Genomic DNA, 14,701 nt, shown 5'->3' on the forward strand with positions numbered 1-14,701 from the left:
TTCGTAAACTGAGGCGACGGTGTGGGAGAGTTCAAACTCGAGTATTTGTGGGCATGCCTCGCCGGCACCTCGCGATCCAGAGAGAGCACTCTCAACTTCCCCTCTCACAGAGTCCTGGGCGAGCCGGACCCACCCCGGCACAACGGGGTCAATTCTCTCTGTGGCAAGAACGGGACCGAAACCTCCCCCGAGAGTTAGCACAAGCGCAAGCAACGCGCCGATGCTCGCGATGCAGATGGCTCTACCAAGGCAGTTCATGGAATGCCCTAAAGGGGCTGCATTTCAATGAGAGCCCAGACAACTCACGGGAAGATGGCACACCTGGGCGCTGCAAGCCGTACTATTGTTAACTATAACAAGATCGGTCGAGATGTCAACGGACTTTGTAATATCGGGCATTTGAGGTCAGTGACTGATTGGCACCGACGGACAGGCTTACGCCAATCACTCCGTTGAAATCGCAAGCTACTGCCGCAACCAAACCGCTAACAAGCCGGGCCTGCTCCGCCTGCGTCAACGCCTCCCAGATGGCGTCGAACTCGGTGAGGGCGGCCCGCAGGTGCTCGAAGTCGATGTTGTGGTGCGCGGCGGCCATCTCCCGGCCCAGATCGGCTATCCGGGCGGTCATCGTCGCCGATGCGGTCTCGACTTCGGTGATCCGCTTCAGGATCGTCGGTGAGTCCCCGTTGGCTTGTGCCAGCACCCCTGCCAGCCGCCTTGCCTCTTCCTTCCGGGCTTGCAGTTGCCGCTGGAGCCGCTTGCGCTCGGACGCCAGCTGGGCGACCTGTTGTTTCTGCTGACTGCTGGCCTCCTGGAACACCTGCCGCTGCAACTCCGGATCCCGGGCCAGTGTCTTGATCTGCTCCACCACGAAGTCCTCGATCTCCTGGGCCGGTAGGGTCGGGGTGGGACAGGCATCTTTCCCCCGCTTCATCTTGGTCAGGCACATGTAGTAGCGGTAGAGCCGGTTGCCCTTCTGGGTGTAGGTGTGGGCCATGGCCGCCCCACAGTGGCCGCACTTGAGCAGTCCCCGGAGCAGGGCACCATGCTTGTTCCTTGTGTCCGCCCCCCTGTTCTGCGAGTTGAGCTGGAGCAGTTTCTGCACCTCTCGGAAGATCCGCTTGTCCACGATGGCATCCTGCTCCCCCGGGTAGAGCTGCCCCTGGTGCCGGACCTTGCCGGGTGCCCCTCAGCTTGCTGTGGGCAGGTCACCCACCTGCCAGAAGACGGAAGGAAAGGAACGCCTGGCGAATTGAGACGATCTCGCGTTATGGAGTCACCCACCGCAAGCGGTGGGCACCTGGCGGCACAGGACCACCGATGGCGAGTGGACTACTGTGTTTCCGACATGCCGCGGCGGAACTCGCGAACGCTTTGGCCGAGGCCGCGGGCCAGTTGCGGGATCTTGTTGGCGCCGAACAGGAGGATGAGCGCCAGCAGTATGAGCAGGAGTTCCTGCGCGCCTAAACCGAACATGGAGACTTCTCCTTTGTGGGCGACGTGTTCGCCGCCGGTGATTCGCTTTCGGGCAACTCCGTGACCGCCCCGGCCAAGGCGCCGGCCAATTGCAGCGCCGGCTGGGCCATTGCGAGCGGGGCATCAGCGGCCGCTGCGATGGCCTCCGGCAGCCAACTGCACAGATGCCGTCGGGTGTACTCGCGGCAGGCCTGACGTGCCTGTCCCGCGCGATCATGGTCACCCCGGATTTCCATCTCCGCCAGATAGGTCAGGAGGTGGCGGACAAACTCCAACTGATGACGCAGATGATCGGCGCTTTCCAGGGCGCTGTCGCGCAGCTGAACGCCGAACTGGCGGTAGAACAGGATGTTCTCATGCAGGATGCGCGGGATCGGCTCGCGCTTGTTGTAGTGCGATTCGATCAGCGGCACCGGCGGCGCCGGCGTGCCGACATCGAAGGTGGCGATGAATCGTTCGGCGAAATCGTCAAAGAGCTCCGGCACATCGAGACTTTCAACAACACCTGATGCGCCGGCCAGCTCGCGCCAGGCATGCCGGCATTCCATTGAGTGCAGCCAGGCATGTTGCTCCGGCGACGGTTTGCGGAACAGCGCGTGCGTGAAGGCAAAGGCCGCGGCCCACTCCCGCGCCCCGGCGCCGGGATCGGAGGTCATGGTGTCACCTCATACCAGAGACTGTAGTACTTCAGGCCATCACGATGTTGACGACTGCCGTCCCAGAGGGCGATGGCCAGCGGCTGTGGGGTCTGAGTCATCGGCACGGCGAAGATCACCTGCCATTGATCATTCGCATGACGCGCATGTCCGGCAAACACGGTGGTCGAAAGCGCTGTCGAGCCGCGTCCGGCGGCGGTCCCGGTGACAAACCCCTCGCCGTTGCGCCAGTAGTACAAGGCGACAGGATGATTGACATCGCCCATGACCAGTGACGGCGTGACCGCCGTCTGCGCCCGCGGCATCATCACGCAGGCGGCATCGCGGAAGCGGTCAATGACCTCGGACTGCCGCTTGTAGATCGCCGAGTCGCCGCCATCGACATAGCGTTTGGCCATCGGGATGCTGTCGACAGTGGCGTCCTCCCAGACGAGGCGCACATAAAGCGTCGTGTCGGCGCGCAAAAGTTGTATCGACGCCCGCGGGCGGTGCCCGTCATCGCGTGGATCGGTGTCATAAAGCGGCGGCGTGTGATTCAGATGCAGTGGTTGCGGGGACACGGCGCCCCAGACCGCAGCATCATCGGCGAGGATGGCGGACGCCGGCGATGTTGTCACTGCTGCCGCCAACGGCAACGCCGGTTCACCGGAGGCTGCTCCGGTCTGCGCCGCGGCCGTGGAGAAGGCCGGCAAGAGAATGGCGGCGGTTATCAATACGCGACTTAGTACCATGAGATTAATCCCTCCGCGCTTTCGCCGGGTCCGCCGTATTCGGCGCTGGAGGCGCACAGTTTGCTGATGGCGCAACTGCCGCAGGCGCCGGCGGCCGGCGCAATCGAGCCGGCCGCGCCCAGGCCAAAGGCCTCGCTGACCGCGGCGGTCACCGGATCGGCATCGGTTGGCCCCAGCGACGCATGCCCCGGCGCCGACGCGGGCAACTCGCGGCTCCCCTTCTTCTCGATGGCGGGGCCCGCCGGTTTGGATGGATCGGTGCGCTCCTGAACCTCCGGGGGCGCATCGCGACGGACCAGATCGGGAACGATGCGATAGCGGACATGCTCATCACGGCCAATCAGCAACTGCAGCACCTCGCTGGTCTGCCCCGACTGGGCGCGCTTCAGTTCGCCTTCGAGGAACGAAATCACGCCAACCACCTTGGGACCGAAGAGATACTTCAGATAGTCCAGCGGCAGGCGCGGGTCATCGAGGATGCTTTTGCCATAATTGCCCGTCTTCGGCGGATTGAAGGGCGGGACATAGTAGACATTCGGCTCGGTCCCTTTCTCCGGGAAAAGCCCCAGTGCGACCTGGTGCTTGCGTACCAGTTTGTGCACCGGCGATTCCGGATCATCGAGGATGCCGACAAAGCGGATGCGTCCCGGGCACTGCGCGGCGCAGGCGTTGACCTTGCCCTTCTCCAGGCGCGGATAGCAGAAGATGCACTTCTCGCTTTTGCCGGTGACCTCGTTGAAGTAAATCTTCTTGTACGGACAGGCCTTGATGCAGTAGCGGTAACCCTGGCAGCGCTGCTGATCGATCAGCACGATGCCGTCCTCGGTGCGCTTGTAGATCGCCTTGCGCGGGCAGGCCTCGAGGCAGGCCGGGTGGGTGCAGTGATTGCAGATGCGCGGCAGGTAGAAGAAGTAGGGATTGTTCGGATCCCAGCCGCCGACATCCTCGTCCCAGTTGGGCAGGTACTTGGCGTCCTTGTGCGGCATGACCGGCTTTTTCCCGCCCTCGAACAGCCGCTGGGCGTAATCGTACTCGAGCGCCTCGCCGTAATCCTCGCGCGCCGGTAACGGGGAAGGCTGCAGGTTGCGCTGTTGATCGAAGCCGCCGCCCATGGTGTGCCAGCCGCGCGGGTAACCGGTGCCGGGATGGGTCTCGACGTTGTTCCAGTACATGTAGTCCATCCCGTCGCCGTCGGTCCACTGTTTCTTGCAGGCCAACGTGCAGGTGTGGCAGCCGATGCACTTGTTGAGATCCATCACCATCGCGTATTGATGCTGGGACATGATCGTCTCTCCCCGGCGTTATGAGGCCGCGCCGCTGTAGTCCGCCACCGGACCGGTGTACCTGGCGATGTCGACTTTGATGTCGCGGTTGTTTCCTGTCGGCCCCCAGTAATTGAGTCTGAAGTTCAGGTGGCCGTAACCGCCGATCAACTGGGTCGGCTTGATCTTGATGTAGGTCAGCGACTGCCATCCGCCCTGTTGGAAGCCGAGGTACTTCTCCCAACCGTGGTACATGGTCAGGCGCCCCGCCTTCTCGCCGGGAAGGATCTTGGCGCGCACCACCGCGAATCCCTCCTGGTTGAAGATCTTCACCCAGTCGTTGTCGGCAATGTTGCGCTGGGCGGCATCGTCGGGGTGGATGTAGACAATCGGCACGCCGCGCTGCAGGCGCAAAAGGTAGCGGTTGTCGCGCCAGGTTGAGTGAATCGACCAGCGTCCATGCGGCGTGTTCCAGTAGAGCGGGTGTTCCGGATCGTCCTGCGGTTCCTTGTGCGTCGGCAACTGCTCGCCCAGCGCCAGATACCACTCGTGGTCGACGTAGAACTGCTGGCGGCCGGTCAGAGTGCGCCAGGGACGTTTCTTTTCGATCTGATGCGTAAACGGGGTGTAGGCGCGTCCCGGCTCGATATCCGAATTCCAGACTTCCGCGTCGATGCCGGTAAAGCGCGCCGGACCATCCTGCAGCGACTTGTATGACATCCCTTTGGTCTCTTCCGAGTTGGCGAGGATGAAATTGCAGGCGTCCTCGTCGCCGGCGAGTTTGCCGTCATCGTTCCAGTCGGCCAGGAAACGGCCGAAATCACGATCCCAGTCGAGACCCTCATCGCGAAAGTGCGTCTGGCCGCGCGCCTTGGCGCGTTCCTCGATCTTGGCGGCCAGGGCCTGGAAGATGTCCCAGTCGGTCTTCGATTCGTAGAGTGGATCGAGAACCTTCGAAAACGGGTGCAAGTATGAGTGGCAGTCGGTCGAGTTCAGGTCGGTTTTCTCGTAATACGATGCCGCCGGGAGGACCACATCGCTGTAGAGGGCGGTGGTGTCCATGCGGTAGTTGACATCGACGATCAAGTCGAGGTCCTTCCACAGCGAGCGGAGGATGGCCTCGTTCCCCTTGGCCTGATTGAGATAGTTGGCGCGCCAGACGATGAGCGAGCGTGGCTTGCGCGGCAGGTCGTGCATTTGCGTGGCGTCCAGTTTCTCCCAGTCATTCTTGGGCCACAGCGGCATCCAACCCTTGCGCACCGACTCCAGGATGTAATGCTCGATCGGCTTGCCGTCGATTTTATGCGGGTCGGACATCTTCGAGTGGCAGTAAGTCCACATCGTCGTGTTCTGGAACCGCTGTTTCTTGGCGCCTTTGGGGAAGGCCAGCATCTTGAAGCCGTGTTCGGGCCAGATGCGTTCCTGTCCGACGTAGTGATTGAAGCCGCCGCCGTTTTTGCCCACGTTTCCGGTCAACGCCACCAGCAGGATCATCGCGCGGTTGAGCAGATCGTTGTGGTACCAGTGATTGGTGCCGGCGCCATGGATGATCATCGCCGGCTTGGTGCGACCGAGGTCGTCGGCAAAGCGGCGGATGTCATCCACCGGCAGATGACAGCGTTCGGCGGCGCGCTCCAGCGAGTACTGCGGATCGGCCAGCGTCGCGCGCAGAAGTCCGAGCACGGTGGTGACTTCCATGGAGGCGCCGTCGGCGCCACGCACCGTCCACTCCCCTTCCAGCGCCGGATCGAGGCCCTCCAGCTTGAGCGTCTTCTGCTCCGAGCCCTCGCAACCGGGCACGGGCCTCGGCGCGCCTGAGGCCTGATCCCAGACAAAGAACTGGTTTGGCTTGCCGTCGGCGGACAGATCGGCCGCGCGCAGGAAACGTCCGTTGTCGCGGCGCACCAGGAAGGGCAGGTCGGTCTGCTCTTTGATATAGGGGACATCGTGCAGGTTGCTCTCAAGAATGTAGCGCGCCGCCGCCAGCGCCAAGACCGCGTCGCTGCCCGGCGCGATCGGCAGGAACAGATCGGAGTGTATCGCCGAGCAATTGTAATCGGGAGAGATGCAGACCACCTTGGCGCCGTTGTAGCGCGCCTCCCAGGCAAAGTGCGCATCGGGGATGCGCGTGGCGTTGATGTTGGCGCCCCAGAGCACAATGTACTTGGCGTTGAACCAATCAGCGCACTCGCATGACTCGGTCTGCACGCCCCAGGTGATCGGCTCCCCCGGCGGCAGATCGCAATACCAGTCATAGAAGGAGCACACCACGCCGCCGAGAAAGTGGGCGAGGCGTGTCCCGCCGCAGAACGACACCGGCGACATCGCCGGTATGACGGTGAAGAAGGTGTTGGTGTCGGGACCGTGCTGGAAGACATTGTCGAGCAGCTTGTCGGCGATCACGGTCAGCGCCTCATCCCAGGAGGCGCGCTTCCACTTCCCCTCGCCGCGCTCGCCGGCGCGAATCAGGGGATATTTCAGGCGCTGGGCGCCGTAGACGTACTCGACAAAGCAGGCGCCCTTCTGGCAGCCGCGCGGGTTGTAATCGGGCAGATCTTCGCTGATGCGCGGGTAATCGCCGGCCTGCTCCTCGCGCAGCATGACGCCGTCCTTGACATACACCTTCCACGAGCACGAGCCAGTGCAGTTGGCGGAGTGGGTCGAACGCACCACCCTGTCCCAGGTGTACTGGCGGCGGTAGAGATCCTCCCAACCACGATAAGGATAGGTGCGCAGGGGATCGACATCGATGATGTCGAACTCCTCCAGTTGCCCGAAGGCGCTGCCGGCCCAGAAGGCGGCCAGGCCGGTTCCGGCGCCGAGGATGAACTTGCGGCGGTTCACCGGCGCAAGCAGACCTTCGTGCTTTTCGTCTTTGTCGTTCATGGCAGCATCCCCGTGGTGACCTGGGCGGTGGAGGGCGAAGCCGGCGCGGTTGTGCGCGCCCCCAAAGTGCGCAGATAGGCGATGAGGTCGATTACCGCCGCATCATCAAGCCCGCCGGCCGCGGGCGCCCGGAACGCGGGCATCGCGGTGTTGCGGCGCCCATAGGCGATCGTCTGATAGAGCATTTCATTTGAGGCGTATTTCTGGAACGTCGGATTGGCCAGCGCCGGCGCCAAATCGCCGATACCGCCGGGCGCGTGGCATCCGACACAAAGCCGCGTATAAAGGGCGCGCCCGTGTTCGGCGCGTCCGCCATCCAGACGCACCGGCGGAATCGACAACGACACCGCCTCGGTCTCGGCGGATCCGGCGCGGAGATAGGCGATGATCCGCGCGATTTCGCTGTCGTCAAGCCCGCCCTTCTCCGTCGACCAGCCCGGCATCAGTGTGCCGGGGCGGCCATCGCGGATGGTGTTGGCCAGATAGGATGAATCGGCCACCGTCAGGAACGACGCCGACCGGATGGCGGGCATGAATTTCTTGTAGAACTTGTCGTAACGGCCAATGGCCCCCGAACCGTGGCAGGTCGCGCAGAACTGCGCGTACAATTGCACGCCGGTCCAGTCGCTGGGACGGTTCTTCAGGGACAGCGCGGCGTGAAAGGCCGGCGACAGGTACGACCGCGGCAGGTCGCGCGGCTGCTGCGCCAGCATGAAGGTGGTCAGGGCCAGGATTTCGTCGTGATTCAAGCCGGGTGTCTTCATCTTGCTGCCCGCGACGATCTTCTGCGGATCGCGGAAATGTTCGATCAGCCACTGCGGCACCGTGTGCGGTCCATCGACGCCGGCCATCGGGAGCTGGTGCTTAATCTTGAGCCCCTCGTTGTCCAGGACCGGACCGATCGATCCGCCGCGTCCGCCCAGTTGATGACAGCCGCGGCAACCCTTCGCCTCGAAGAGACGCGCGCCTTCGGCCAGACGGCTCCCGCCGCGGCCCTCCAGCTCGGCGGGAGTGTGACACAGTCCGCAGGAGGCCTCGGTCAACTCACGCGGCAGAAGCGGGTAATCCCAGAAATAGTCCTCGGCCTTGGCTTCGGCAAAGGTCACCGCCGCGCCCTGCCCCCGATGGCAGATGGTGCAGCCGAATCGCTCCGGCGGATGAATATCGAGGATATCACCCGGATGGACCTTGTAGGGTTGCGGCACATCGGTCATGCGCGGATCGTCGATACCGGTGTGACAGGAGAGACAACGGTCGATCGCGCCCAGGTCGGGGACCACCGCCTGACGCAGCCGCACTTCGAACCGGTCGCGAATGTCCTGCCCCTGCCGGTCGGTGGCCTTGGTTTCAAGAATGTCACGGTAGGCGCGCTGATGCAGACGCCATTCGGTGAGGAAGTTCTCCCGCACCGCGGCGGCCAGCAGCGCCAGGATTGTCAGCATCCCGGCCACCAGGAGCCAGACCTTGACACGATAATCGATCGATTTGATATCCGGCGCTGACATCGTTGTCTCCTAATGCGTGGGCCACTGCGACGGCCACCAGTAGAAGTCCCAGTTGGGTCCGCGGAACACCGTGCCGACCGTGGTCAGGATCGCAAATCCGACCAGAAAACAGGTGAACAGCGCGATCGCCGCCATCCGGGTGGATCCGGAACGCTTCAGTTCATAGACCGACCAGAGCACATACAGCGCGGTCAGGATCGTGCCGGGATTGATGAGAATGATCCACAATTGCGGGATGCCGGGGAACCAGTTGCGCAACCAGCCGAAATTAACCGGGATGGCCACCATCGCCACCGCGGCGATGGCGCCGAACACGAGCGACCGCCAGGCCACCACCCGTCCGACGGCCCCCGAGAACCAGACACCGACCTGTTCGCGCTCGCGATCCAGATACGGAATCAAAGCCAGCCCGATCATCGCCACGGCCGGCACCACGACGCCGCCGATGAAGGCGGAATACGACACCATCTCCTGCAGACCGAGGAAGTACCACGGGGCCTTCGCCGGATTTTCCGGCACCGACGGATTGGCCAGTTCCTTCAATGGCGCATCGAAGAAGTAGGCCAGCACCAATGAGAAGAATGTGAAGACCATGAGAACGAGCAGTTCGGCGCGCAGAAGGTAGGGCCACGATGGAACCGTTTCGTCGAGGTTCTGGTCGGTGGCTGGCGTCTTGCCCTTCACCACGCACATGAGGCCGTAGGTCTTGGTCGGCGACGAGGACGGCGTCTGCGGAACCGGCTGCGATGCTCCCACCCCCTTGCCCGCGGCGGTGGTGTGGCGTCCCGGACGGGACAGCCCGCCATCCTTGCGCACCCGCCAGATGTGCGCCGACATCCCGATCGCCAGCAGGATGGGCAGGATCATGACATGGAGCACATAGAAGCGGATCAACGCGTCCTCGCCCACTTCGCTGGCGCCCAGCAGCAACTCCTTCTGGAAGGCGCCGATGTTGAACCAGTGCGTGATCCCGATCGCGTCGGTCAGTTCGGTCGGCGAGGCGGCAATGTTGGCGCCGATCGTGATCGCCCAGTAGGCCAATTGGTCCCACGGCAGCAGATAGCCGGTAAACGACAGCGCCAGCGTCAGCACAAACAGCCCCAGCCCGATCACCCAGTTGAACTCGCGCGGCTTTTTGTAGGAGCCGGTGTAGAACACCCGGGCCATGTGCAAGAGCACGGTGATGACCATCAGTTGCGCCGCCCAGCGATGGATGTTGCGGATGAACCGGCCGGTGGGGACCACATAGTGAAGGTCCTTGATCGACTGGTAGGCCAGTTCGGTGGACGGTTTGTAGTAGATCATCAGCAGCACGCCGGTCACGGTGAGAATGAAGAAGAGCGCCGCCGATGCGACCCCCAGTCCCCAGGTGTAGGAGAGCCGCAGCGCGTGCGGATGGACCCGCGTGGAGTGGATGTGCAGAAAGATGTTGGCGAAGATCGATTGCGAACGCGCGCGGTCGGAGGTCGGCGCCGAGCGGCGCGCGAACGACTCCCGCAGCGACGACGGCAGCGAGACGACATTCTGCCAGAAGAGCCCCAGTCCGGAGGTTTTTGTTGTCATCTCAGACCTCGTAGAATGTCCCGGGCGGGACATCGCCCTTGGTGTCGACCAGCAGGGAACCATCGGCGGCGCGCGAGATCGGCAACCAGTGCAACGCCCGCGGCGCCGGTCCGCCCAAGACCCGCCCCTGGGCATCGAACCGGGAACCGTGGCACGGGCAGTGGAAACCATCGGGGCCTTCGGCCACCACGCATCCCAGATGGGTGCAGATTAAAGACATCGCCGCCACGCCCTGGTCGGTCGCAATCACCCGGATGCGATGATCGGTGAACACCTTGACCGTCCCCGCGGGATAGGCCGTGGCCGGCCCCACCTTGACGGTGCCCGCGGCTTCCGGCAACACACGCGGCTTGGGAAGTTGCGCCATTCCCGCCACCGACCCCACGATGGCAATCGCCGCGCTCCACAACCCCGCCAGTCCGAGAAAATCCCGTCGCGGGATCGGCTTGGGATCTAAGCGACCCGGCATACCGGCAACTCCTTGAAGAGAAAACGTTCCATGGTGATCGCGCCGGTGGGACAACGCTCGGCACACAGACCGCAACGGATGCAGATGGTCTCATCCTTGACGATCGCGGTGGCCTCCGCCGCGGGGAAGCCATCGAGCTGGCGATCGATGACCTCCGACGCCGCGCCATCGGCAACCAGCCGCTCCAGCGACACCAATCGCAGGCACAGCGAGGGGCAGACGTCGGCGCAACCGCCGCAGAGGATGCACTTTTCGCCGTCGAAGATGGTGTTGACCCCGCAATCGAAGCAACGCCCCGCCTCGCGCCGCGCGGCGCAGGCGTCGAACGGACGCTCGACCTCGACGCTGTTGGAGTGCACACGCTCGGTGACCGGCGCGGTCGGCAGATGCAGACGCGGCGTCTTTTCGTAATTCTTCTCGCGTCCGTAGTCGGCGATCGGAAAGTGCAGCTCAACCTGGTCGTGCCGCAGCGGGTGCCCGGTGACCTGCTCGTAGATCGCCCGCGCCACCGCTTTGCCGGAGGCGACCGCATGGATGAGCAACTTGGGCCCGTACGCCAGATCGCCGGCCACGTACAGATCGGGCCACTCCGTGCGGCCGCTGACCGGATCGCAGGTAATCAGTCCGCGTTCATTGAGCGCCACCCCTTCGGCGCCGGATACGAATGACAGATCAACCGACTGCCCGATGGCGACCAGCACATGATCGCAGGGAATGACCGTGGTGTCATTGGGATCAAACAGCGGCGCGAAGCGGCGGTTTTCGTCGAAGACTCGCAGACATTTCTGGAACTCAACCCCGCGGACATGCCCGTCGGCATCGGTCAGGATCGCCTTCGGTCCCAGACTGTTGTGGCGCAGAATGCCCTCCTCGGCACCCTCGATAATTTCAATGTCATCGGCGGGCATCTCCTCCAGCGACTCCAGCGAGCAAAGATGCACCTCGGCCACACCGGCGGCGCGCAATGCGGTGCGCGCCGCATCCAGCGAAATCTGGCGCAAGACCGTGCGCCCGACATCGTAGGCGACATTGCCGCCGCCGATGACCACCACCCGGTGTCCGAGCGACACCGGCTCGCCGAGCGAGACCGCGCGCAGGAACTCGACGCCGCCCAGAACTTCGGGGGCCTCGGAGCCGGGCAATGGCAGGCGCCGCGAGCGCTTGGCGCCCACCGCGACGACCACCGCATCATGCTGCTGCCGCAGCTCGGCGAACGACACATCCCTGCCGACCTGGCAGGATGTGCGCGCCTTGACCCCCATGGCGATGATCACATCGACCTCGGCGCGGATCAGATCGCGCGGCAGACGGTACTCCGGCACGCCGGTGGCGAGCATCCCGGCCAATACCGGCTCCATTTCATAGATGGTGACATCAAAGCCCAGCAGCGCCAGATCGTGCGCACAGGCCAGCCCGGCCGGCCCGCTGCCGATGATCCCCACGCTTTCCCCCCGCGCCCGCGGCACCGATTGATCGGTGAGCGCCTGCAGAAGCGGCAGGAGCTCATCGTGATCCTCGCAGGCGCGGTCGGCGCCAAGGGCGGCACGGCGCAGGAAGTCGACCAACTGCGCCGGGGCGTTCTCCCCTTCCGGGCCGAACTGCGAACAGACATAGCGCTTGAGGGCGCGAATGGCGATCGGGTCATCGAAGTCGCCGCGACGGCAGGCCTGTTCGCACGGGGCGCCGCAGACCCGTCCGCAGATCGACGCCAGCGGATTCGGCCCGCGCGCGATCAGATAGGCGGTCCGGTCATCCCCGTCGGCAATGGCCCGCACATACCCGCGCGCGTCGGTGTGCACCGGACAGGCGTACTGGCACTTGATCTGCCGCTTCCAGTACTCGCGGTCGGGTATGGTGATCGGGTAATTCATGCGGGCGCGCGTCGGTTGGCCGTGCCCGGTCGGGCGCGGAACGGGGGTTTGAGCGGCGGCTCCAGTTTCTCCAGCGTCATTTGCCGCAGGAAGGTTTCGTACTTGTCCCACACCCCCGACCACATCGCGTGGGCGGCGCAGGCATGATGGTCGCTGCAAGTCTTGTTGCCGAGGAAACAACGCCGCCGGCCGTCGAGGTCGTCGAAGAGCGTCACGATTTCGTAGGCGGTCAGACGGCGGGCGGGGCGGGCCAAACGGAAGCCGCCGCCGGGGCCGCGGACCGAGTCGACCAGGCCGGCGCGTCCGAGGGTGTGCATGATCTTGGAAAGGTAGTTGGCGGGGACGCCGCTGGAGCGGGAGAGGGCCCCGGCGCCGACCAAGCCGCCGTCGGACAATCGGCTGAGGGCGGCCATCGCGCGGATGGCATATTCGGCGGTGTGCGAGATCATGGCGCCATGATAATTCTTGAATTCTTCATGTCAATATGATTTATTGCTCCCCGTGACAGAAATCGGCGGCGCGACGCCCACGCTTGAGCGCCCCCTCCCCGATTCTGTCAAAAACCGGACCGCCGACGGTCCTCTCCAGGAGGCCTGCAATGACCGGATCGTGCGATTCTCTGGTGCGGGAGCATGAAACCATCGAACGCGTCCTCGACATGCTGGAAGCCCGGGTGCGCGCCGTGGCCGAAGGCGCCCCGATCGACACCGACTACTTCACCGCCGCGATCGGCTTCGTCCGCCATTTTGCCGACGGGCTCCACCATCAGAAGGAGGAGCAGGTCCTCTTCCCTGCCCTCTGCGCGGCCGGCATGTCGCGGGAAGCCGGCCCGGTCGCGGTCATGCTCTACGAGCACGACTTGGGACGTGGTCATATCCGGGCCATGGAAGCGGCGCTGACGCCCGCTGCCGGCGGCGACATGGCCGCGCGTCGGCAGCTGATCCGTGAGGCCCTGGCCTATGTCGCGCTTTTGCGCGCCCACATTCAAAAGGAGAACATGATCCTCTTCCCGCTGGCCGAGCGCGCCCTCGATCCGGCCAGCCAGGAGCGTCTGCTCCAGCAATTTGCCGCGTTGGAGGAGCGTGAGCGCGACCGCAGCCAGTCGCAGCGCGACTGGGTCGACTCGCTGACAACCTGACAACTGCGTGTTGCCACGCCTCGTCGTGCGCCCGCCGTCAGCTGATGGCGGGCGCTTGCGTGATTGCACACAATCACCATACACCATACTTTCGCTCCTGATTTGCGGACGTGCGAAATGGAATCCGAGGACGCGATTCGACCGGAGGGAGCGATGAGCACATATCGCATTCTGTCCATGGACGGTGGGGGGATTCGCGGGTTGATCACCGCCATCCTCATTCAACGGCTGTCGCAAGCACCCGGCCTGAGCGGGTGGCTGAACCAGACCGATCTGCTGGCGGGGACATCGACCGGCGGCCTTCTGGCGCTGGGCATCGCCAAGGGACTGGACATCGAGGTCATCCGCGCGCTGTATGAGAAGAAAGGCACGAAGGTGTTCGACGACAGCTGGCTGGATGATGTCTTCGACCTGGGCAAAGTCATCGGTGCCGACTATGGTCTGACTGGGCTGAAAAGCGAACTGAAGGCGATCCTGGGCGAGACCAGACTCAAGGACTTGAAAACCAAGGTCCTGATCACCGCCTTCGATCTGGACAACGAGGACCCCAATCCATCACGGCGGCGCTGGAAGCCAAAGCTGTTCCACAATTTTAGGAGCCCGTCGGATCCCGGCGACGGCGATCAATTGGCCTGGAAGGTGGGGGTCTACACCGCCGCGGCTCCGACCTATTTCCCCTCCTTCGAGGGATACATCGACGGCGGAGTCTATGCGACCAATCCGAGCATGTGCGCGCTGGCGCAGTCGCAGGATGTCCGGTTGCCGAACCGTCCCGCCTTCGGCGATGTCGTGTTGTTCTCGTTGGGAACGGGCACGCCGCTGGAGTATGTGCGCGGGCAGACGCTCAATTGGGGGTATGCGCAGTGGGCCAAACCGCTGGTCAGTCTCATGCTCGACGGCGTCGCCGGAATCGCCGACTACCAATGCCGCCAGTTGCTCGGCGATCGCTACTGCCGTGTCGGACCGGCGTTCCCGCCTGATATGAAGATTCCGATGGATGGCGTCGGCAAGATCCAAGAGATGATCGACTTCGCCAATTCCGTCGACCTGAAGCCGGCGGTCGCCTGGCTGAAGGCGAACTGGATCTGAGGGGGTCTGGCGACTCGGGAGGAGCCAACAATGCGGCTCGGCGCCCTCACATCTG

At 63.9% G+C, this 14,701-nt stretch carries 13 protein-coding genes; 2 read left to right on the forward strand and 11 right to left on the reverse strand.

Annotated features, from left to right (window positions below):
• Positions 1-373 precede the first annotated feature (373 nt).
• The 11 genes from VNN55_01230 to VNN55_01280 all read right to left on the reverse strand — a co-directional run bounded on the left by VNN55_01230 (position 374) and on the right by VNN55_01280 (position 12,868).
• On the reverse strand, positions 374-1,129 hold the full coding sequence (locus tag VNN55_01230) for a recombinase zinc beta ribbon domain-containing protein (protein HWO56165.1): 756 nt from the start codon (positions 1,127-1,129) through the stop codon (positions 374-376).
• 203 nt (positions 1,130-1,332) lie between these two features.
• Positions 1,333-1,476 carry a twin-arginine translocase TatA/TatE family subunit gene (locus VNN55_01235; GenBank protein HWO56166.1) on the reverse strand — a complete coding sequence of 48 codons (144 nt, stop codon included), beginning with the start codon at positions 1,474-1,476 and terminating at the stop codon, positions 1,333-1,335.
• On the reverse strand, positions 1,464-2,132 hold the full coding sequence (locus tag VNN55_01240; GenBank protein HWO56167.1) for a molecular chaperone TorD family protein: 669 nt from the start codon (positions 2,130-2,132) through the stop codon (positions 1,464-1,466). The genes VNN55_01235 and VNN55_01240 overlap by 13 nt, the downstream gene beginning before the upstream one ends.
• Positions 2,129-2,749, reverse strand: a complete 621-nt coding sequence (locus tag VNN55_01245) for a hypothetical protein (protein HWO56168.1) — start codon at positions 2,747-2,749, stop codon at positions 2,129-2,131. The genes VNN55_01240 and VNN55_01245 overlap by 4 nt, the downstream gene beginning before the upstream one ends.
• Positions 2,750-2,853: 104 nt before the next feature.
• Positions 2,854-4,146 carry a 4Fe-4S dicluster domain-containing protein gene (locus tag VNN55_01250; GenBank protein HWO56169.1) on the reverse strand — a complete coding sequence of 431 codons (1,293 nt, stop codon included), beginning with the start codon at positions 4,144-4,146 and terminating at the stop codon, positions 2,854-2,856.
• An 18-nt stretch (positions 4,147-4,164) separates the two neighbouring features.
• Positions 4,165-7,011, reverse strand: coding sequence for a molybdopterin-dependent oxidoreductase (locus tag VNN55_01255; protein ID HWO56170.1), 2,847 nt, complete (start codon positions 7,009-7,011; stop codon positions 4,165-4,167).
• Positions 7,008-8,516, reverse strand: coding sequence for a c-type cytochrome (locus VNN55_01260; protein HWO56171.1), 1,509 nt, complete (start codon positions 8,514-8,516; stop codon positions 7,008-7,010). The genes VNN55_01255 and VNN55_01260 overlap by 4 nt, the downstream gene beginning before the upstream one ends.
• A 9-nt stretch (positions 8,517-8,525) precedes the next feature.
• The gene (locus VNN55_01265; GenBank protein HWO56172.1) at positions 8,526-10,079 is read right to left on the reverse strand and encodes a cytochrome b N-terminal domain-containing protein; all 1,554 of its coding nucleotides are present in this window, start codon (positions 10,077-10,079) and stop codon (positions 8,526-8,528) included.
• Position 10,080: 1 nt separating this feature from the next.
• A complete protein-coding gene (locus VNN55_01270; GenBank protein ID HWO56173.1) occupies positions 10,081-10,548 on the reverse strand; it encodes a ubiquinol-cytochrome c reductase iron-sulfur subunit in 468 nt (155 codons plus the stop codon).
• Positions 10,533-12,419, reverse strand: a complete 1,887-nt coding sequence (locus tag VNN55_01275; GenBank protein ID HWO56174.1) for an FAD-dependent oxidoreductase — start codon at positions 12,417-12,419, stop codon at positions 10,533-10,535. The genes VNN55_01270 and VNN55_01275 overlap by 16 nt, the downstream gene beginning before the upstream one ends.
• Positions 12,416-12,868 (reverse strand): Rrf2 family transcriptional regulator, encoded by a 453-nt coding sequence (locus tag VNN55_01280; GenBank protein HWO56175.1) that lies wholly within the window; start codon positions 12,866-12,868, stop codon positions 12,416-12,418. The genes VNN55_01275 and VNN55_01280 overlap by 4 nt, the downstream gene beginning before the upstream one ends.
• 149 nt (positions 12,869-13,017) lie before the next feature.
• Here VNN55_01280 and VNN55_01285 point away from each other — a divergent pair, with 149 nt between their 5' ends.
• Positions 13,018-13,557: a hemerythrin domain-containing protein gene (locus tag VNN55_01285; GenBank protein HWO56176.1), complete on the forward strand. Its 540-nt coding sequence runs from the start codon at positions 13,018-13,020 to the stop codon at positions 13,555-13,557.
• Positions 13,558-13,710: 153 nt separating this feature from the next.
• Complete coding sequence (locus tag VNN55_01290) at positions 13,711-14,646, forward strand: patatin-like phospholipase family protein (GenBank protein HWO56177.1); 936 nt, start codon at positions 13,711-13,713, stop codon at positions 14,644-14,646.
• Positions 14,647-14,701 lie beyond the last annotated feature (55 nt).

The sequence above is a fragment of the bacterium genome, assembly GCA_035559435.1.
Lineage (GTDB): Bacteria > Zixibacteria > MSB-5A5 > WJJR01 > WJJR01 > JACQFV01.

Excerpts from the sequence above, each read along its gene's own strand:
- VNN55_01280 (HWO56175.1), bottom strand. The coding sequence starts at position 12,868 with ATGATCTCGCACACCGCCGAATATGCCATCCGCGCGATGGCCGCCCTC.
- VNN55_01250 (HWO56169.1), bottom strand. The coding sequence starts at position 4,146 with ATGTCCCAGCATCAATACGCGATGGTGATGGATCTCAACAAGTGCATC.
- VNN55_01275 (HWO56174.1), bottom strand. The coding sequence starts at position 12,419 with ATGAATTACCCGATCACCATACCCGACCGCGAGTACTGGAAGCGGCAG.
- VNN55_01240 (HWO56167.1), bottom strand. The coding sequence starts at position 2,132 with ATGACCTCCGATCCCGGCGCCGGGGCGCGGGAGTGGGCCGCGGCCTTT.
- VNN55_01270 (HWO56173.1), bottom strand. The coding sequence starts at position 10,548 with ATGCCGGGTCGCTTAGATCCCAAGCCGATCCCGCGACGGGATTTTCTC.
- VNN55_01235 (HWO56166.1), bottom strand. The coding sequence starts at position 1,476 with ATGTTCGGTTTAGGCGCGCAGGAACTCCTGCTCATACTGCTGGCGCTC.
- VNN55_01265 (HWO56172.1), bottom strand. The coding sequence starts at position 10,079 with ATGACAACAAAAACCTCCGGACTGGGGCTCTTCTGGCAGAATGTCGTC.
- VNN55_01260 (HWO56171.1), bottom strand. The coding sequence starts at position 8,516 with ATGTCAGCGCCGGATATCAAATCGATCGATTATCGTGTCAAGGTCTGG.
- VNN55_01255 (HWO56170.1), bottom strand. The coding sequence starts at position 7,011 with ATGAACGACAAAGACGAAAAGCACGAAGGTCTGCTTGCGCCGGTGAAC.
- VNN55_01285 (HWO56176.1), top strand. The coding sequence starts at position 13,018 with ATGACCGGATCGTGCGATTCTCTGGTGCGGGAGCATGAAACCATCGAA.
- VNN55_01290 (HWO56177.1), top strand. The coding sequence starts at position 13,711 with ATGAGCACATATCGCATTCTGTCCATGGACGGTGGGGGGATTCGCGGG.